This is a genomic window from Dactylosporangium sp. NPDC049140 (genome assembly GCF_040648435.1).
The window spans coordinates 99,190-115,606 of record NZ_JBEZDS010000005.1 but is presented as its reverse complement, the minus strand read 5'-3'; the positions used below and the strand labels follow the sequence as shown (position 1 = coordinate 115,606).

Annotated in this window: 17 protein-coding genes; 7 read left to right on the top strand and 10 right to left on the bottom strand. The window is 74.4% G+C overall.

All coding sequences use genetic code 11. The features are described 5' to 3' along the window. Positions 1-35 precede the first annotated feature (35 nt). A complete protein-coding gene (locus tag AB0B76_RS11090; protein WP_360373027.1) occupies positions 36-1,433 on the top strand; it encodes a glycosyl hydrolase in 1,398 nt (465 codons plus the stop codon). Between the two features lie 51 nt (positions 1,434-1,484). Here AB0B76_RS11090 and AB0B76_RS11085 read toward each other — a convergent pair whose 3' ends face one another. Continuing rightward, positions 1,485-1,850: a hypothetical protein gene (locus tag AB0B76_RS11085; protein WP_360373024.1), complete on the bottom strand. Its 366-nt coding sequence runs from the start codon at positions 1,848-1,850 to the stop codon at positions 1,485-1,487. A gap of 118 nt (positions 1,851-1,968) precedes the next feature. Continuing rightward, entirely contained in the window at positions 1,969-2,277 is a 309-nt protein-coding gene (locus tag AB0B76_RS11080; protein ID WP_360373021.1) for a hypothetical protein, read from the bottom strand. Between the two features lie 5 nt (positions 2,278-2,282). Here AB0B76_RS11080 and AB0B76_RS11075 point away from each other — a divergent pair, with 5 nt between their 5' ends. Then, positions 2,283-2,504 (top strand): ATP-binding protein, encoded by a 222-nt coding sequence (locus tag AB0B76_RS11075; RefSeq protein WP_360373638.1) that lies wholly within the window; start codon positions 2,283-2,285, stop codon positions 2,502-2,504. A gap of 139 nt (positions 2,505-2,643) precedes the next feature. Here the strand turns inward: AB0B76_RS11075 and AB0B76_RS11070 are convergent, their stop codons facing one another. Then, positions 2,644-3,951 carry a hypothetical protein gene (locus tag AB0B76_RS11070; protein ID WP_360373018.1) on the bottom strand — a complete coding sequence of 436 codons (1,308 nt, stop codon included), beginning with the start codon at positions 3,949-3,951 and terminating at the stop codon, positions 2,644-2,646. Positions 3,952-4,030: 79 nt separating this feature from the next. Between AB0B76_RS11070 and AB0B76_RS11065 the strand changes: the two genes are divergently transcribed. From AB0B76_RS11065 to AB0B76_RS11055, 3 genes are read left to right on the top strand one after another with little or no spacing between them, the layout of a single operon-like run. Further along, positions 4,031-4,864 (top strand): LLM class F420-dependent oxidoreductase, encoded by an 834-nt coding sequence (locus tag AB0B76_RS11065; protein WP_360373015.1) that lies wholly within the window; start codon positions 4,031-4,033, stop codon positions 4,862-4,864. Continuing rightward, positions 4,861-5,298, top strand: a complete 438-nt coding sequence (locus AB0B76_RS11060) for a TIGR03668 family PPOX class F420-dependent oxidoreductase (protein WP_360373012.1) — start codon at positions 4,861-4,863, stop codon at positions 5,296-5,298. The genes AB0B76_RS11065 and AB0B76_RS11060 overlap by 4 nt, the downstream gene beginning before the upstream one ends. Before the next feature lie 10 nt (positions 5,299-5,308). Continuing rightward, positions 5,309-6,073, top strand: a complete 765-nt coding sequence (locus AB0B76_RS11055) for a dienelactone hydrolase family protein (protein ID WP_360373009.1) — start codon at positions 5,309-5,311, stop codon at positions 6,071-6,073. A gap of 144 nt (positions 6,074-6,217) precedes the next feature. On the opposite strand, the gene AB0B76_RS11050 is transcribed toward AB0B76_RS11055, so the two are convergent. Further along, on the bottom strand, positions 6,218-6,349 hold the full coding sequence (locus tag AB0B76_RS11050; RefSeq protein ID WP_360373006.1) for a hypothetical protein: 132 nt from the start codon (positions 6,347-6,349) through the stop codon (positions 6,218-6,220). After that, entirely contained in the window at positions 6,346-6,954 is a 609-nt protein-coding gene (locus AB0B76_RS11045; RefSeq protein WP_360373003.1) for a TetR family transcriptional regulator, read from the bottom strand. The genes AB0B76_RS11050 and AB0B76_RS11045 overlap by 4 nt, the downstream gene beginning before the upstream one ends. A gap of 84 nt (positions 6,955-7,038) precedes the next feature. Between AB0B76_RS11045 and AB0B76_RS11040 the strand changes: the two genes are divergently transcribed. Next, positions 7,039-8,478, top strand: coding sequence for an MFS transporter (locus tag AB0B76_RS11040; RefSeq protein ID WP_360373000.1), 1,440 nt, complete (start codon positions 7,039-7,041; stop codon positions 8,476-8,478). Positions 8,479-8,485: 7 nt separating this feature from the next. Here the strand turns inward: AB0B76_RS11040 and AB0B76_RS11035 are convergent, their stop codons facing one another. From AB0B76_RS11035 to AB0B76_RS11020, 4 genes are all read right to left on the bottom strand, one after another. Continuing rightward, a complete protein-coding gene (locus AB0B76_RS11035) occupies positions 8,486-9,187 on the bottom strand; it encodes an SDR family NAD(P)-dependent oxidoreductase (protein WP_360372997.1) in 702 nt (233 codons plus the stop codon). Next, positions 9,160-10,125, bottom strand: a complete 966-nt coding sequence (locus tag AB0B76_RS11030) for an RNA polymerase subunit sigma-70 (RefSeq protein WP_360372994.1) — start codon at positions 10,123-10,125, stop codon at positions 9,160-9,162. The genes AB0B76_RS11035 and AB0B76_RS11030 overlap by 28 nt, the downstream gene beginning before the upstream one ends. Positions 10,126-10,165: 40 nt before the next feature. After that, complete coding sequence (locus AB0B76_RS11025) at positions 10,166-11,446, bottom strand: hypothetical protein (protein ID WP_360372991.1); 1,281 nt, start codon at positions 11,444-11,446, stop codon at positions 10,166-10,168. A gap of 199 nt (positions 11,447-11,645) precedes the next feature. Further along, positions 11,646-12,644 carry a polysaccharide deacetylase family protein gene (locus AB0B76_RS11020; protein ID WP_360372988.1) on the bottom strand — a complete coding sequence of 333 codons (999 nt, stop codon included), beginning with the start codon at positions 12,642-12,644 and terminating at the stop codon, positions 11,646-11,648. A 243-nt stretch (positions 12,645-12,887) separates the two neighbouring features. On the opposite strand from AB0B76_RS11020, the gene AB0B76_RS11015 reads away from it, so the two are divergent. Then, positions 12,888-13,907 carry a LacI family DNA-binding transcriptional regulator gene (locus AB0B76_RS11015; protein ID WP_360372985.1) on the top strand — a complete coding sequence of 340 codons (1,020 nt, stop codon included), beginning with the start codon at positions 12,888-12,890 and terminating at the stop codon, positions 13,905-13,907. 33 nt (positions 13,908-13,940) lie between these two features. On the opposite strand, the gene AB0B76_RS11010 is transcribed toward AB0B76_RS11015, so the two are convergent. Then, positions 13,941-16,415, bottom strand: coding sequence for an FtsX-like permease family protein (locus AB0B76_RS11010; protein WP_360372982.1), 2,475 nt, complete (start codon positions 16,413-16,415; stop codon positions 13,941-13,943). Positions 16,416-16,417: the final 2 nt, after the last annotated feature.

Here is a 16,417-nt window from a genome sequence, read left to right as displayed (position 1 = left end):
GTTCAGAAGAGGTTAAGCAATCGAAAGGAGCCCCCGTGCGTAGAGTCCTGGCCGCGACGGCCGCAATGCTCGCCGCGCTCGCCGGCATCGCCGCGCCCGCCATCGCGGCCCCGACCCCGAGCGGCACCGCCACCGCCGCCGACGTCGTGAACTACCTGCAGAGCATCACCGGGCGCGCCATCGTCTCGGGCCAGCAGGACGGCCCCAGCTCCGCCCCGAACACCTGGCAGCAGAAGGTCCACGACATCACCGGCGTGTACCCGGGCGAGTGGGCCGGCGACTTCGCCTTCGAACAGGCCGACATCAACGCCCGTCCGACCGTCATCGCGCAGGCCAGGTCGGTGTGGGCGGCCGGCAGCATCCCGGCCCTCGTGTGGCACATGTGCCCGCCGACCGTCGGCTCGTCCTGCCACTGGGACTACGGCACCGGCGCCATCGAGAGCAAGCTGACCGACGCCCAGTGGAACGAGCTCGTGACCGACGGCAGCGCGCTCAACACCGCGTTCAAACGGCGGCTCGACGAGGCCGTGCCGTACCTGCAGGACCTGAGGAACAGCGGCGTGCCGGTGCTGTTCCGGCCCCAGCACGAGATGAACGAGGGCTGGTCCTGGTGGGGCGGGCGCCCCGGCGCCAACGGCAGCCGCAAGCTGTACCAGATCACCCACGACTACCTGGCCGGCACGAAGGGCCTGTCGAACCTGGTGTGGGTGTGGAACCTCAAGGACGTCGCCGGCGGCGAGGGCCACGTCGCCGACTACTGGCCGGGAGCGTCCTACGTGGACGTGGCGACGCTCGACGCGTGGGTGAACAGGCAGCCGACGACGGCCTGGTACAACGCGATGCTCGGCATCGCCGGGGGCAAGCCGATCGGGCTGTCCGAGGTGGGCACGGTGCCGACGCCGGAGACGATCACGGCCCAGCCGCGGTGGACGTTCTTCAGCGTCTGGATCGGCTGGCTCACCGACCCGGCGTGGAACACCAACGACGCCGTGAAGCGCACGTACTACGACCCGCGGGTGCTGCACCGCGGCGACATCCACTTCGGCACCGCCTCCGCCGGCGGCCCCGTCACGGGCCTGGCCGGCAAGTGCCTGGACGTGGCCGCGGCGGGCACCGCGAACGGGACGAAGATCCAGCTGTACACCTGCAACGGCTCGGCCGCCCAGAGCTGGACGGCCGGCTCCGACGGGACCCTGCGCGCGCTCGGCAAGTGCCTCGACGTGGCCGGGGGCGTGAACGCCGACGGCACGAAGGTGCAGCTGTGGGACTGCAACGGCAACGGCCACCAGCGGTGGACGCGCGCGGGACAGACCCTCGTGAACCCCGAGACCGGCAGGTGCCTCGACGTCACCGGCCAGAGCGGCGCCGACAGCACCCAGATCCAGATCTGGACCTGCAACGGCCAGACCAACCAGAACTGGGTGCTGCCGTAACCCGTCGGCTGCAGACCCAGCCGGCCCGGGCCGGAGCCGTGTTGTGGTCGATCAGTACGACGGGGCGGTGGACGGCCAGACGACGGCGCTGGTCGGTATCGGGGACGTGAGCTTCTGCCAGTAACCGGCGCCGAGGATGCCCTGGCCGTTCAGGGCGGTGGCAACGAGCCGGGCGACCTCGATCGCGCCGTACGCCTGGAAGTGCGTGTTGTCCTCGATGCCGGACGGGTAGTTGGGGTACTGCCCGGCCGCCAGGATCATGAAGTACTGCCTGGTGCCCTCGACGCGCCACTGCGTGCACGCGTTCAGGCACTGCCCGGCGGACGCGATCGTGTAGGTGCCGCCGGCCGCGGGCGCATCGGCGGCCTGGGCGGGCAGCATGGACACGGCGAGGCCGGCGATGACGGTCGCCAGCACCGCCCCGCAGAGCAGAGCCCGGCGACGAAACGATGTAAAGGTAGCCACGGCCCGTAGATGGCCCGGCCATCCATCGGATAACACGAATATGCTGAGGCACCGCTCCGACGCCGGAGGGCTACGAGACGTTCACGGCCCGGCGGCGGTGGGCCAGGGTGCCGCTGAGGGCGGCGAGGAGCGCGACCCCGTCAGCGGGGCCGCCTCGCGGCTCGCGGCGGTGCCCGGGCCGTCGTCGGCGGCGGGGGCCTGGGCGGCGACGTCCGCGGCGAGCGGGGGCGTTCGGGGCCGCCGCGCCGGCCTCGTACGCGGCGCTCGGCGCGGGTGGGGCGGCCGGGCCGATGCGGCCGATCGCGCCTGTCCGGGCGTCGGTGTAGTAGACGATCCCGTCGGCGGCGGTGAACAGGGACGCGGCGCAGGGGCCGGGCACGGTGCCTGGCAGGGCGCTTCCACCGCTCGGCCACCGGCGACGACCTGGCCGCGCAGGGCGCCGGGGTGGGCCTGACCATCGTGCGGGCGATCGTCGACGCGCACGACGGGACGATCGCGGTGGCGAGCAGCACGGGCGCGGACTCCGGCGCCGTCGTGAGCGTGATGCTGCCGCGGCCGCAGGAGGGGGATGCCTGCCTCAGGGCGTCGCCGGTGTGCCCGGCGTAGGACGGCACTCAGGACGAGCGTGGCGTCGGCGGCGGGCTTGACGGAACGGGACGTCGCGCCTGTTCGTCGCCGGGCGCGCTGGTGCAGGTGTTGAGGGGGTGTGGGTGGAGCGCAGCTCCCCCACCGCGAGCGCAGCGAGCTAGGGATACAGCTCGGCTTCGAGGTCGGCCGGGCACTGCCACAGCTCGTGCGGCAGGCGCACGTTGCTCGCCGTCCAGATCATGCTCAGCCGCGGTGCGCCGTCGCCGCAGTCGAGGCCGACCATGGGCTTGGACTGCTGGTTCATGCCCTTGAGCCCGAACAGCGCGATCGGCTCGCCGGTCGGGCGCCGCACGGCCCGCCGCTCGTCCTGGTGCACCTCGTACGCGGCCGCGAGCCGCCACGGCGCGCACAGCTGCAGCTGCTCGTACAGCCGCTTCACCCACGTCTCGGTGTGCCGGGCGAACCCGTAGGTGATCGGGTAGCCGGCCAGCAGCGCCTTCAGCTCCTCGTCCAGCTCGACCCCGCACGACGCCAGCGCCTCGGCGGGGGCGTGCCGGTCGAGCAGGCTCACGACGGGGCGGGCGCCGGCGGCGTCGGGAAGCTGCCACCGTACCGCCGCCGGGGCTTCGGCGTGGGCCGCGCTCCACAGCCACGGCAGCCGGTCCCAGCGGTGGTCCTGGTTCGCGCCGATCAGCCCCTCGACCCCGACGACCAGCGTGTCGCCGTCGGCCCGCACGGCGAGCCACGGCCCGCGCTTGCTCAGCACGGTGCCGTCGCCGGCGAGGGCGACGACGGCGCTGCGGGCGTACCGGCCGGTGCGGTCCCGCGGGAAGTTGAACGCCAGGGCGGCGTGGTCGAGCTCGGCGAGGCGCAGCCCGAGCGCCGGGGGCAGCTCGGCCGGGGCGGCCGCGACGGATACCTGGGGCGCCGCGGCGGCCGACCGGCGGGCGGCGGCGGTGCGTGCGCGCAGGGCCCGGCGGCGCTGCGGGCCGGGCTTCGGCGGGGTGGCACGGAGCATGTCGCGGTACCCGTGCCACAGCCGCACCGCGTCGACGACCGCCTCCTCGTCGACGACGAGCTGGCGCGGCGCCCACACCGAGGCCGGCTCGCCCGGGACGCCGGCGACGCCGTCGAGCAGCGTCACCTCGAACACGACGGCGTCGCTGTCGGCGAGGTCGTGCTCGATGTCGACGTCGCGGGTCCAGACGTGCCCGTCGGCGGAGAGCCCGCCCTGGCCGGGCGGCACGATCCGGCGGGCGGCGACCACGGTGACCTGCATGCGGCCGGTGTTGTGGGGCTCGCCGACGACGAGGCCGGTCAGGTTGCCGGGCACCTTGCCGTAGAAGTCGTAGGTCGGGGTGAGGGGGCCGAACGCGGGCTCGATGCCGACCTCGCGCAGCCGGGCCGACACCCCCGCGAGTTCCGCGCGGCGGCGCCGCTCGTGCCGGTCGAGGACCTCTGCCACGCGCGCAATCCTTCCACAGCCCACGGTAATTCCGGCAGGGGTGATCCGGTCCCGGCGCAGGGTGTTGTAGCAATGGGATATGGACTTCGGAGTCGGGTACTTCCCCACGCACAACGCAATGGACCCCGCCGCGCTCGCCCGGCTGGTCGAGGAGCGCGGGCACTCGGCGCTGTTCTTCGCCGAGCACACCCACATCCCGGCCGGCCGGGAGACGCCCTACCAGGACGGGCGGGAACTGCCGCAGCGGTACTGGCACACCTACGACCTCTTCGTCGCGCTGACCGCGGCCGCCGCGGCCACCGGGCGGCTGCGGATCGGCAGTGGCATCTGCCTCGTCATCGAGCGCGACCCCATCATCACCGCGAAGGAGGTCGCGTCGGTCGACCAGCTCTCCGGCGGCCGGTTCGAGTTCGGCGTCGGCGCCGGGTGGAACCGGGAGGAGATGCGCAACCACGGCACCGACCCGCGGGTGCGGATGGCGGTCCTGCGCGAGCGGGTCGAGGCGATGCAGGCGATCTGGCGCGACGACGAGGCGACGTACCACGGCCGGCACGTGAACTTCGACCGCATCTGGTCATACCCGAAGCCCGTGCAGCGGCCGCATCCGCCGGTGCTCGTCGGCGGCGACGGCCCCGGCGTGCTCGACCGGGTGCTGGCGTTCGGCGACGCCTGGTTCCCCAACTACGAGGAGGGCATCTTCGAGCGCATCCGCGAGCTGCGTGCGCGGGCCGAGCGCCCCGTCGACGTGCAGGTGATCTCGGCGCCGGCCGATCCGGCGGTACTGCAGCGCCTGCACGAGGCCGGCGTGCAGCGCGCGAGCCGGTGGGTCCCGTCGGGCCCGCGCTCGACCGTGGAGCGGGCCCTGGACAAGTGGGAGCACGCGATCGCCGTCTTCGCCGGGGAGGCGTCGTGACCGGGCTCGCGGCGGTCGAGGCGCGCCGCCGGTTCGCCGGCGCCCGGGTCGCCCACCTGGCCACGGCGACACCCGACGGCCGCCCGCACGTGGTCCCGATCGTGTTCGCGGTGGACGCCGACACCATCTACCACGGCGTCGACGCCAAGCCCAAGCGGCACCTGGCCCTGCGGCGCCTGGCCAACCTGGCCGCGAACCCGCGGGCCGCGGTGCTGGCCGACCACTACGAGGAAGACTGGTCGGCGCTGTGGTGGGTGCGGGCCGACGGCTCCGCCCGCGACCTGGACCCGGACGCGCCGGAGGGCCGGATGGCCGTGGACCGCCTCGGCGAACGCTACCCGGACTTCGCGCTGCGTGGCGGCCTGGTCGCCATCGACGTGGCCCGCTGGTCGGGCTGGGCGGCGTCCGGCGCGCCGCAGGAGGCGGGGCCGTAGAGTTCTGATCATGACGGACTTCTCTGCGGTACTGCAGCAGCTCATCGACACCGTCGCGGCTCCCGGCGCGCGCCCGGAGGAGTCGGTGGTGACGTACGAGCACGACGGCCGGGCCATGGAGGGCTTCTCGGTGCACGACGCCGCTGTGGCCGGGCCGAAGCCGGCGGTGCTGGTCGTGCACGACTGGACCGGCCTGCGGGAGTACCCGAAGGCCCGCGCGCACATGCTCGCCCGGCTGGGCTACTTCGCGTTCTGCGCCGACGTCTACGGCCAGGGCCGCCGCTTCGACAACGACGACGACTCCAGCGCCGAGGCCCGCAAGTACTACGGCGACCTGCCGCTGCTGCGCGCCCGGGTCCGGGCCGCCTACGACGTGCTGGCCGCGCGCCCGGAGGTCGACGCGGCCCGGATCGCCGTCATCGGGTACTGCTTCGGCGGCTCGGCCGCGCTGGAGTTCGCGCGCACCGGCGCCCCGCTGCGCGGCACGGTGTCGTTCCACGGCGCCCTCATCGCCCACGAGCCCGCCGACGTCGCCGCGATCGACGGCGCGCTGCTGGTGCTCACCGGCGGCGCCGACGAGGTCGTGCCGGACGCGGCGGTGGCGAAGTTCCAGGACGAGCTGCGCACCCGCGAGGACCTCGACTGGGAGGTGACCACCTACGCCGGCGCCGAGCACGGCTTCACGCTGCCGGGCGAGGCCCACCACGCCGTCGCCGACCGCCGCAGCTGGCGCGCGCTCGAGGCGTTCCTGGCCGAGGTGCTCGATGGCGGCTGAGGGCGGCAGGCCGCGTCGAAGGCGAACGTCGCGCGGATCCGCGAGTCGCTGCTAGACCGGGTCGTGCACCTGCGTCCCGAGGAGATCTCGGCCGCGACCAACAGCGCCGAGGCGCGGATGGCGTCCACGCGACCGGGCGCTCGCTCACGACCCGGGCTGGGCGAGCCCGGCGGTCGCGGGCCCGGCCCCGGCGAGGGCGAGCAGGAACACGGCGGCGGCGAGCAGGCGGCGCTTCGTGGACACGGATTTCAACGACCCGGCCTCGGGCCGCGTCACGCCCCGGGCGTGACCTGGACGGCGGACAGAATTTCGTCGAGGTGCGCCAGCGGGTCGCCCGTGCGGCCGCGGAAGTAGTCGTCGTACCAGACCCGGAACCCGGCGATCGCGCACCCGACGAGCAGCCGGCGGCGCCAGTCCACCGCGCCGCCGCGCTCGGCGAGGCGGTCGGCGAGCTGGGCCTCCTCGTCGGGACGCACGCCGGGCTGGCTGCCGCGCAGGTGCGCGGACTGCAGGGCGACGGTCCGCAGGCCCAGCAGCAGGTCGCGGTGCTCGACGACGAACCGGCCGACGGCCAGCAGCGCCAGGCGCAGCACCTCGGCGTCGGCGGTGCCGGGCGGGGCGGCGGCGATGCGCTCGTGGGTCAGGGCGGTCATCCGGCGGACCGGCTCGGCGACCACGTCCTCCTTGGCCGCGAAGTACCGGTGGAACGTGCGCGGCGCGATGTCGGCCGCCGCGCAGATGTCCTGCACGGTCACGTGGTCGTAGCCGCGCTCGATGAACAGCCGCCACGCCGCCTCGGCGGTGGCCGTGCGGCTCTGCTCGCGCTTGCGGTCGCGGAGGCTCTCGATCGCGCGGCTCCTTCCGTGTGATGGCGGTCTCAACTGTACGTCCACCCGGGCGGTCTCGTGGCAGGCTCTGCCTCGTGGCAGATTGTGCCACATTCCTCGAACCTGGAGTCCGCGCTCATGTCCCAGACAGCCGTCAAGGCCGCACCCGCATCCGTGCGCGGGGCCTGGACCGGCCGGCAGCTCGTCGTCGTGCTCGTCATCGGCACCGCGGCGCTCATGGTGTCGCTGACCCAGTCGCTGCTGGTCCCCGTCCTGTCCCAGCTCGCCGTCGACCTCAAGGCCGGCGGTGACGGGGTCGCCTGGCTGCTCACCTCGACGCTGCTGGTCGGCGCGGTCGCGGTGCCCGCCTTCGGCCGCCTCGGCGACTTGTTCGGCACCCGCCGGATGCTCCTGGTCACCCTCGCCGCCCTGGTCGTGGGGTCGCTGATCTGCGCCCTCGCGAACGACCTCACCGTCATGATCATCGGGCGGTCGGTCGTGGGCCTGTCGGTCGCGGCGGTACCGCTGAGCATCAGCCTCATCGGCGTCACCCTGCCCCGCGAGCACGCGCCCGCCGGCATCGCCCTGATCAGCGCCATGCTCGGCGTCGGCGGCGCCCTCGGCCTGCCCCTGGCCGGCCTCATCGCCGAGTACGCCGACTATCACGTGCTGTTCTGGGTCTGCGTCGCCGGCGGCCTCCTCACCGTGCCCGGCATCTTGCTGCTCGTGCGCGAACCGGCCCGGGTGGCCCGGGGCCGCATGGACCTCGTCGGCACCGCCCTGCTCGGCGCGGCCATGCTCGCCCTGCTCCTGCCGCTGGCGCAGGGGTCGTCGTGGGGCTGGTCGAGCCCGCGGACCATCGGGCTGCTCGCGGCCGCCGCCGTGCTCCTCGTCGTGTTCGTCGCCGTCGAGCTGCGCCGCGCCTCGCCCCTCGTGGACGTGCGCACCACCGCCCGCCCGTCGCTGCTGCTGACCAACGTCGCCTCGCTGTGCGTCGGGTTCGCGCTGTTCGCCACCCTGATCGGCACCGCCTCCTACGTGCAGGCGCCGGCCGCGACCGGGTACGGCTTCGGCAAGTCCGTCCTCGCCGGCGGCCTGTGCATGCTGCCGGGCGGCATCGCGATGCTGCTGCTGTCGCCGTTCTCGGCCCGGCTGCGCCCGCGGACCGCGCTCATCATCGGCTCGCTCATCATCGCCGCCGGCTTCGCGACCCGGATCGTGCTCGTCGACTCGCTGTGGCAGGTCGTGCTCGGCGCCACCATCGCCGGGGCGGGCACCGGCATCGCCTACGCGGCGATGCCGGGCCTCATCATCCACGCCGCCCCGCGCGCCGAGCTGGCCGCGGCCAACGGCCTCAACGCCCTGTTCCGCAGCGTCGGCAGCTCCCTGGCCAGCGCGATCGGCGGCGCGATCCTGGCCGCGCAGACGATCAGCCTGGCCGGGCACGCCCTGCCGTCGCTGGCCGGGTACCGCACCCTGTTCGCCATCTGCGCCGGCGCCGCGGTCCTGGCCGCCCTGCTCGCGGTCTTCATCCCGAAACACACGGCCACGACGGACGCGGCCCTGCCGGAGGAGTAGCGGCGGGTCAGGCCGCGGTGTTCTGCCGCTCCAGCACCTTGGCGACCCCGTCGCGCCAGCCGCTCTCCAGCCGGTGCGACATCGGGTCGGGGAAGATCTCCTCCTCGCCGCGCTCGACGGCGTCGAGGATCGCCGCCGCGACCGACTCCGGCGTGGCCTTCGGGATCGGCAGGTCCCGGGTCATGTCGGTGTCGGTCGGGCCGGTCAGCACCGCGTGCACCCGCACGCCGCGGCCGGCCAGCAGCGCCCGCTGCGACTGGGTGAGCGACAGCGCGGCCGCCTTCGACAGCGAGTACGCGGGCGTGATCGGCAGCGGTGCGAGGGCCATCAGCGAAACGTTTGTGACAACGGTGCCGCCGGCCGCGACCAGGTGCGGTTCGAACGCGCCGGTCACCGCCCACGGCCCGAACAGGTTGACCGCGAGGTGCCGCTCCAGCGCGGCCCGGCCGGTCAGGTCGTCGGGCTCGAACACGCCCGCGTTGTTGACCAGCACGTCGAGCGCGTCGACGCGCGCCGCGGCGGCCCGGATCTGCTCCTCGTCGGTGACGTCGAGCGCCAGCGGTACCACGCGCGGGTCGGCGTGGGGGAGCGGGGCGCGCATCCCGGCGTACACCCGCCGCACGCCCCGGCGCAGGAACTCCTCGGTCAGGGCCCGGCCGATCCCGCGGCCGGCCCCGGTGATCAGGACTGTCGTGTCGTTGAACTCCATGCCGGTACAGACCACCGATCCGGCCGGAAATCGCCGACGAAGCTGACGATTTCCACGATCCCGCCGGCCTTCGGGACCGGCAGGAGCACGGCATGGGGCCGATTGTGGCGGTACACCAGGAAGCCCTCCCGTCCATTCGCCCGCGTCGGGTCCAGGCGCAGGTCGCCCGGCCCGGTCAGCAGGTGCAGCTCGGCGCAGCGCACCACCGCGGCCCGGCCCGCGAACCAGGCCGCGAAGGGCGGCATCTCCAGCGTGACGTCGTCGCGCAGCAGCGCCGCGAACGCCCGCACGTCGGCCGCCTCGATCGCCGCCGCGAACCGGTCCAGCAGCGCCCGCCGCGCCGGCTCGGGCGGCTCGGCCAGCTCGTCGGCGACGGGGTGGGAGGCGGCCAGCAGCGCCCGGGCCCGTCGCAGCCCGCTGTTGACCGCCGTGGTCGTCGTGCCCAGCAGCGCCGCGACCTCCGCGGCCGGCCGTTGCAGCACGTCGCGCAGCAGCAGGACCGCCCGCTGCCGGGCCGACAGGTGCTGCAGCGCCGCGACGAGCGCCAGGCGCACCCCGGCCCGGGCCTGAGCCACCGCGGCCGGGTCGGCGTCGGCGGCGGCGAGCAGCGCGTCCGGGAACGGCTGCAGCCACGGCACCTCCGCCGTGGCCGACATGGGCGCCGCCGGGTCCGCCGCGGGGCCGCCCAGCCCCGACGGCAACGGCCGCCGCGCCCGCCGCCGCAGCGCCGTCAGGCACGCGTTGGTGGCGATCCGGTACAGCCAGGTGCGCACCGCCGCCCGCCCCTGGAACGCGCCCCAGCCGCGCCAGGCCCGCAGGTACGTCTCCTGCACCAGGTCCTCGGCCTCCTCGGCCGAGCCGAGCATCCGGTAGCAGTGCGCCAGCAGCTCGCCCCGGTAGCCGCCGGTGCGCGCGGTGAAATCCTCGTCGACTCCCATGCGTGTACCGACCCGCGGCGGGCCGGGAACTGGTCGCGGGTCAGGCCTCCACGGCGAACCGCTCGGCCTCGTCGAGCAGGCGGCGGGCGTCGGGCAGCGCGAGGTACCGGGTGTCGACCTCCATGACCAGGCTCACCGCGCCGGGCTCGTCCTCGACGTGGAACATGAGCTTCGGGCCTAGGAACGCGGCGGGCTCCTCCCGGCTGCTGGTCTCGGCCCGGGCCGCCCGCGGGTCCGCGCCGTCCGGGGCGGCCATCGGGGTCGTGCGCCGGTCGTTGTACAGCACCCGCAGGTCGACCCGGGCGCCGCGCTCGCGCCCGACCCGCTCCTCGAGCTCGGCGCGGGCGGCCGGGTCGTAGTAGGCGTACTTCGACGCGCTCATCGACGCCGTGCGCGCCCGCGCGATCGCCTCCGGCGCGGCGACCCCGGCGACGTCGAGCACGCACAGGCCGTCCTGGGTCAGCGGGCTGACGACCTCGCGCAGCGCCGGGCGGAACCGGTTGCCGATGATGCCGAGCGCCACGAACGGACCGCGCCCGGGCACCGCGCGGTCCAGGCCGGTCGCGATCGCGGCCAGCAGCACCCACGCCGGGTCGGCGCCGAGCCGCGCGGACAGGTTCGCCGAGGCCAGGTGCAGTGCCCGGGAGCGCCAGTGGATGCGGCAGAACGTCGGGTCGCCGCGGTCCACCGGGTCGCCGAGCAGGCTCAGCGGGACGCGGCGCAGGTGGCTCTCCCAGTACCGCATCGCCGCCGCCGTCTGCCGCTGCATCGCCGGCTCCCGCTGCGCCCGGGCCAGCTCGAGCGGCGACGGGGCGGCGTGCGGGCCGGGCTCGGCGGCGGCCAGGTCGCGCATCATGACCTCGACCCCGCCGAGGTCCGCGGCGATGTGGCACATGAGCGCGACCACGTGCGTGACGGCGCCGTGGTGGCGGACCACGCCCATGCGCAGCGGCCACTCGCAGTCGTAGCCGAACTTGCGCTCCCGCCACCGGGCCGCAAGCGCCTCGGCGGTCGCGGCCGGGTCCTCGCCCTCGTGCACCTCGAGCACCGCCTCGCCGGCGGCGAAGATCTCCTGGGTGACGGTACCGTCGCCGCCGAATCGCAGCAGCGTGCGCAGGGACGGGTAGCGGCTCATGTGGAAGCGCAGCTCGTCCGCGAAGTCGGCGACCGTGCGCCCGTCGGTGACCGGGGCGACGCCACCCATCGGCAGCGACGAGCCGATGTCGACCATCGCGTCCCAGACCTGCCGCTGGCCCCACGCGAGCGGCCCGGCCCCGGCCCCGCGCCCCTCGAACGGCACGGCGATGCGATCCACCAGCACGGTGAGCTCCTGTCTGCGAACCCCCGTGCCGACATCCGTCACCATGAATGCTGGCACCGCCGCAAACCCTTGCGCGATCGACCGTTCGGCTTACTTCGCTACTTGAAATATCTCCCGTTACAGGGATATGGGCGCTTCCGGACCAACCCGTTGCGGGCTCGCGGTGGCGCGGGATCGCACGCCACCGCGAGCCCGCCGGTCAGGTACTACACGAGACCGACGGCCAGTTCCAGTTGCCGTTGGCCATGATGGTCACGCCGAAGTTGTTGCCGCTGCCGTTCGGCTTGCCGACCATCACCTGCGAACTCGTCCAGGTGGCGTTGACGTTCCACGTCGCCGAGATCTTCGCGGGGCTCGGCACGTTCATCGTGACGGTCCACGCGCTGGAGCCGGAGACCGAGACGTTGAGGTTGTACCGGTCGCCCCACTTCTGCCCGGCGGAGAGCGTGGCGGTACAACCGCCGCCGCCACCACCTGGAGGAGGCGTGGTGCCGCCGCCGCCCGGAGGCGTGCCACCGCCGTCGGGGGCCACGGCGCGGCCCGTCTGCGGCGAGATCATGCCCGCGCACAGGTTGCGGCTCGCCAGGCCCTGCGCGATGCGCGGGATGGCGGCCAGGGTGTTGCCCGGCCACTCGTGCATGAGGATGACCTGGCCGTTGGTGAGGCGGGCGTTCGCGGCGACGATGGCATCGACGCTCGCGTTGTTCCAGTCCTGCGAGTCGACGTCCCAGATGATCTGGGTCAGGCCGTACTTCTGCTCGACGGCCTGCAGCGTGCCGTTCGTCTCGCCGTACGGCGGCCGGAACAGCTTGGGCGTGCCGCCGCCGGCGTTGGCGATCGCCTGCTGGGTGCGGGAGATCTCCGAGTCGATCTGGGCCTGGCTCTGCTGGATCAGGTGCGGGTGGGTGTAGCTGTGGTTGCCGACCCACATGCCCGCGGCGACCTGGGCGCTGACCTGGGACGGGTACGAGGCGGCGTACTGGCCCTCATTGAACATCGTGGCCCGCAGGCCGTTCTGGCGCAGGGCGTTCAGGATCGCGGGCGTGTGGTCGTTGGACGGGCCGTCGTCGAAGGTGAGCCCGACGTACCCGTTGCAGGTGGCGGCCCGGGCCGGGGCGGCCCCGACCACCCCGACGGCGAACGTGACCCCCGCGGCGAGCGCGAGGGCGCCGGCGATCAGCCCGATGCGTTTGTTCATGTGCGCGCTTTCCTCCTTGGCAAGGCAGCGTGCCGCGACCCGGTGGGGCAGCCGGGTTGACGGTTGTCGATGGCGTCAGTATTGGGCGGCCGTCCGGCGGGTGTCAAAGATTTCCGTTACTGCCTTAGCCGGTTCAGCTGCTATGACGTGGGAGTTTGCTACCGTACATCGCTGAAATTTCCGGATCTGTTTCCGGAAAGTCGCGACGTGCGAAAATGTCGAAAACAGTTGAAGGGGATGCTCGTGTCAGTCGAGGACGCAGGCCGGGTCACCATCACCGCGATCGCGCGGGAGGCCGGCGTGTCGGTACCCACGGTGTCCCGCGTGCTCAACGGGCGCTCCGACGTGTCACCGCAGACGCGGGAGCGGGTCGAGGCGATCCTGCGCGAGCACGGGTACCGCCGCCGCACCGCCCGGAACAAGCCCGCCGCGAACCTCATCGACCTGGTCTTCAACGACCTGGACAGCCCCTGGGCGGTCGAGATCATCCGGGGTGTCGAGGAGGTCGCGCACGCCACCGGCATCGGCACCGTCGTGTCGGCCATCCACGACAAGCCCGCCTCGGCCCGGCAGTGGCTGCAGAACCTGCGCGCCCGCGCCACGGACGGCGTCATCTTCGTGACCTCCGACGTGTCCCCGCCGCTGCACGCCGAGCTGCGCCGCCACGACATCCCGCTGGCCGTCATCGACCCGGCCGGCGTGCCGACTATCGACGTGCCGACGGTGGGCGCCACGAACTGGGCCGGCGGCCTGCGCGCGACCGAGCACCTGCTGTCGCTGGGCCACCGGCGGATCGGCTTCATCGCCGGCCCCAAGCGCCTGCTGTGCAGCCGGGCGCGGCTGGACGGGTACGGCGCCGCCCTGGCCGCGGCCGGCCTCGAAACCGACCCCGCCCTCATCCAGCAGGGCGACTTCTACCACGAGTCCGGCTGCTCGGGCGCCGAGGCGCTGCTGTCCCTGCCGGACCCGCCGACGGCGATCTTCGCCTCGAGCGACCAGATGGCCTTCGGCGCGTACGAGGCCGTCCGGCAGCGCGGCCTGCGCGTCCCCGACGACGTGTCGGTGGTGGGCTTCGACGACCTGCCGGAGAGCCGCTGGGCCTCGCCGCCGCTGACGACGGTGCGCCAGCCGCTGGCGGAGATGGGGCTGCTGGCGGCGCGCACGGTGCTGCGCATGGCCCACGGCGAGACGATCGAGACTCCGCGGGTGGAGCTGGCGACGGAACTGATCGTGCGCGACAGCTCGGCCGCCCCGCGCGCGTGACCCCGCGCGGGGCGGCACCCCGGGACCCGGGGGTTACTCGCGCTGGCCGATGTTCTCCATCAGCGGCGCTCGCAGCAGCCGGCCGATCGGCAGGATCGTGGTCACGAGGGCCAGCACGGTCGCTCCGCCCAGCACCAGCACCCAGCCCAGCGGCGGCACATACGGCAGCAGGCTCCCGGTCAGCGCCCGGACCACGGCGACGAGCGTGACCGCGGCGATCGCGACCCCGAGCAGCAGCGCGGTGCCCAGCAGCCCGGCCTGCTCGGCGCGAACCATGCGCTTCGCCTGCCGGCGCGTCACCCCGACCAGCCGTAGCAGCGCGAGCTCCCGCCGCCGGGACAGCGCCGCCATCACCATGACGTTTGCCGCGGCCAGCGCCGCGTACCCGACCATGACGCCGATGAGCAGCCGGTTCAGCCACGCGCTGACCGCGAGATCGTGGCCGACCCGGGCGGTGAGCTCGGCCGCGCCGGTGACCCGGCCGCCGGGGTAGCGGGCCGCGATCGCGGCCAGCGCGGCGTCGACGTCCGCGGCAGAGCCCGCGCCCGGGCCGGAGCGGATGAGGACGGCCTCGTCCACCGCCGCCGCCGTGTGGCCCGCCACCGCCGCGCGCGCCAGGGTCACGTCGCCGAAGCCCAGACCGCGGTCGTACAGGGCGACCACCGTCAGCGTCACCGGTGTGCCGTCGCCCAGGCGCAGGTCCGCGCGTGTGCCCACGTGCCAGCCCTGCGTCGCCGCGCGCATCGACGACACCGCCATCGTGTCCGTGGTCAGGGCGTCCAGGCGGCCCTCGGTCACCCGGAGATCCATCGTCGCCGACAGGTCCGCGGGGTCGACCACCTGCGCGGGCGCCGTGTCCGGCTCGCCCATCAAGGTCACCACGACGCTCGTGTGCGACACGCCCGTCGCTGCCCGTACGCCCGGGATCCTGCGCACCTCCTCGGCCGCCGAAGGGGGCAGGCCCGCCGGGGCGACCAGGGCGCGGTCCGCCTGCAGGCCGGCGCGCGACTGCGACACCGTGCCACGTTCCAGATTGTTCTGGACGAACCACACCGAACCGCCGAAACCGATAGCCAGGACCAGAGCGGTCAGGACGGCCGCGGAGCCGCGGGCGTTCGCGCGCAGGTTGGCCGCGGCCAGGCGGCCGCTCGGGCCCCGCAGGACGCGCGCCAGCACGCGGGCCGCGAAGGCGTTGATCCACGGGGCCAGCAGGGCGACCGCGGCCACGAAGAGGTACAGCATGCCCGTCGCCGACGCCAGGGCCGCCTGGCCGCTCGCGGCCACGGTGAACGAGCTCGCCGTCGCCGCGCCCGACAGGAACACCACGCCGAAGATCAGGCGTACCTTGCCGCCGCGGGCCGGCTCGACCGCTGCCTCGCCCAGCGCCTCCGTCGGCCGGACCCGGGTGATCCGCCGGCCGGCGATCAGGGCCGCCAGCACCGCCGACGCCACGGTCAGCACGGCCACCGCGGCCGCGGCCAGCACGCCGGGCACCATCGGGAACGACGCCGGGATGAAGCCGCGGCCGACCAGCTCGTCGTGCACCCACCGCGCCGCCAGCAGGCCGGCCGGGACGCCTACGGCCGCGGCGACCGCGCTCACCACGGCGGCCTCGGCCATGATCAGGCGGCGGGCCTGGCCCGGGGTCGCGGCGATCGCGCGGAGCAGGGCCAGCTCGCGGCGGCGGTGGCGCACCGACAGGCCCACGGTGCCGGCGACGACGAAGACGACGAGCAGCACGACGTACCCGCCGAAGCTCGCCCCCGCCAGGACCAGCAGGTCGCGGGCGGCCCCGTCGTCGGAGCGCAGCGCGCGGCCGCGGTCGTCGCCGGAGTACACCCGCAGGTCCGGTCCGGCCAGGCGCTCGATGGCGGCCACGTCCAGGCCGGGCGCCGCCTTGATCGCGATGGCGCCGGCGCGGCCCGGGTGGGCCGACAGGGCGGCCGCGCGGGCGTCGGTGAAGAACAGGGCCGGGGCCGGGCCGGTGGCCACGCCGCTGACCCGGAACCGCAGCGGGTGGCCGCCCACCACGACGTCCGCGGTGGCGCCCGGGGTGAGGCCGAGGCCCGCGGCGGCGACGATCTCGTCGTCGGTCTCCGGGGGATTCCCTTCCTTCAGGGTGTACGGCGTGAGCTGTGCACTCGCCCATCCGTGCCCCTCGACCACGCCGCCGGCGACCGCGACCGGCACGGTCTCGTCGACGACCACGAGCGCGGCCCCGGGCAGCGCGCGGATCTGCGTCGCCAGCGCGGCCGGCACCGTGCCGCCCTCGGGCAGGGCGATCGTGCTGGTGATGGTGGAGCCGTCGAGGTCGCGGCCGGTGACGGTGACGTCGGGGCGGGCGATGACGATGTCGGCCGCGGCGTACCGCCCGGGCGGGGGCGCATAGCGCAGGCCCGACTCGACGAGCACGCCCATGGCGGTGAGGATCACGGCCCCGGCGACCAGGGCGAGAAGGGTCGCGACAGCGGACCCGGGACGGTGGCGCAGCATGCGGAAGGCCAGCATCG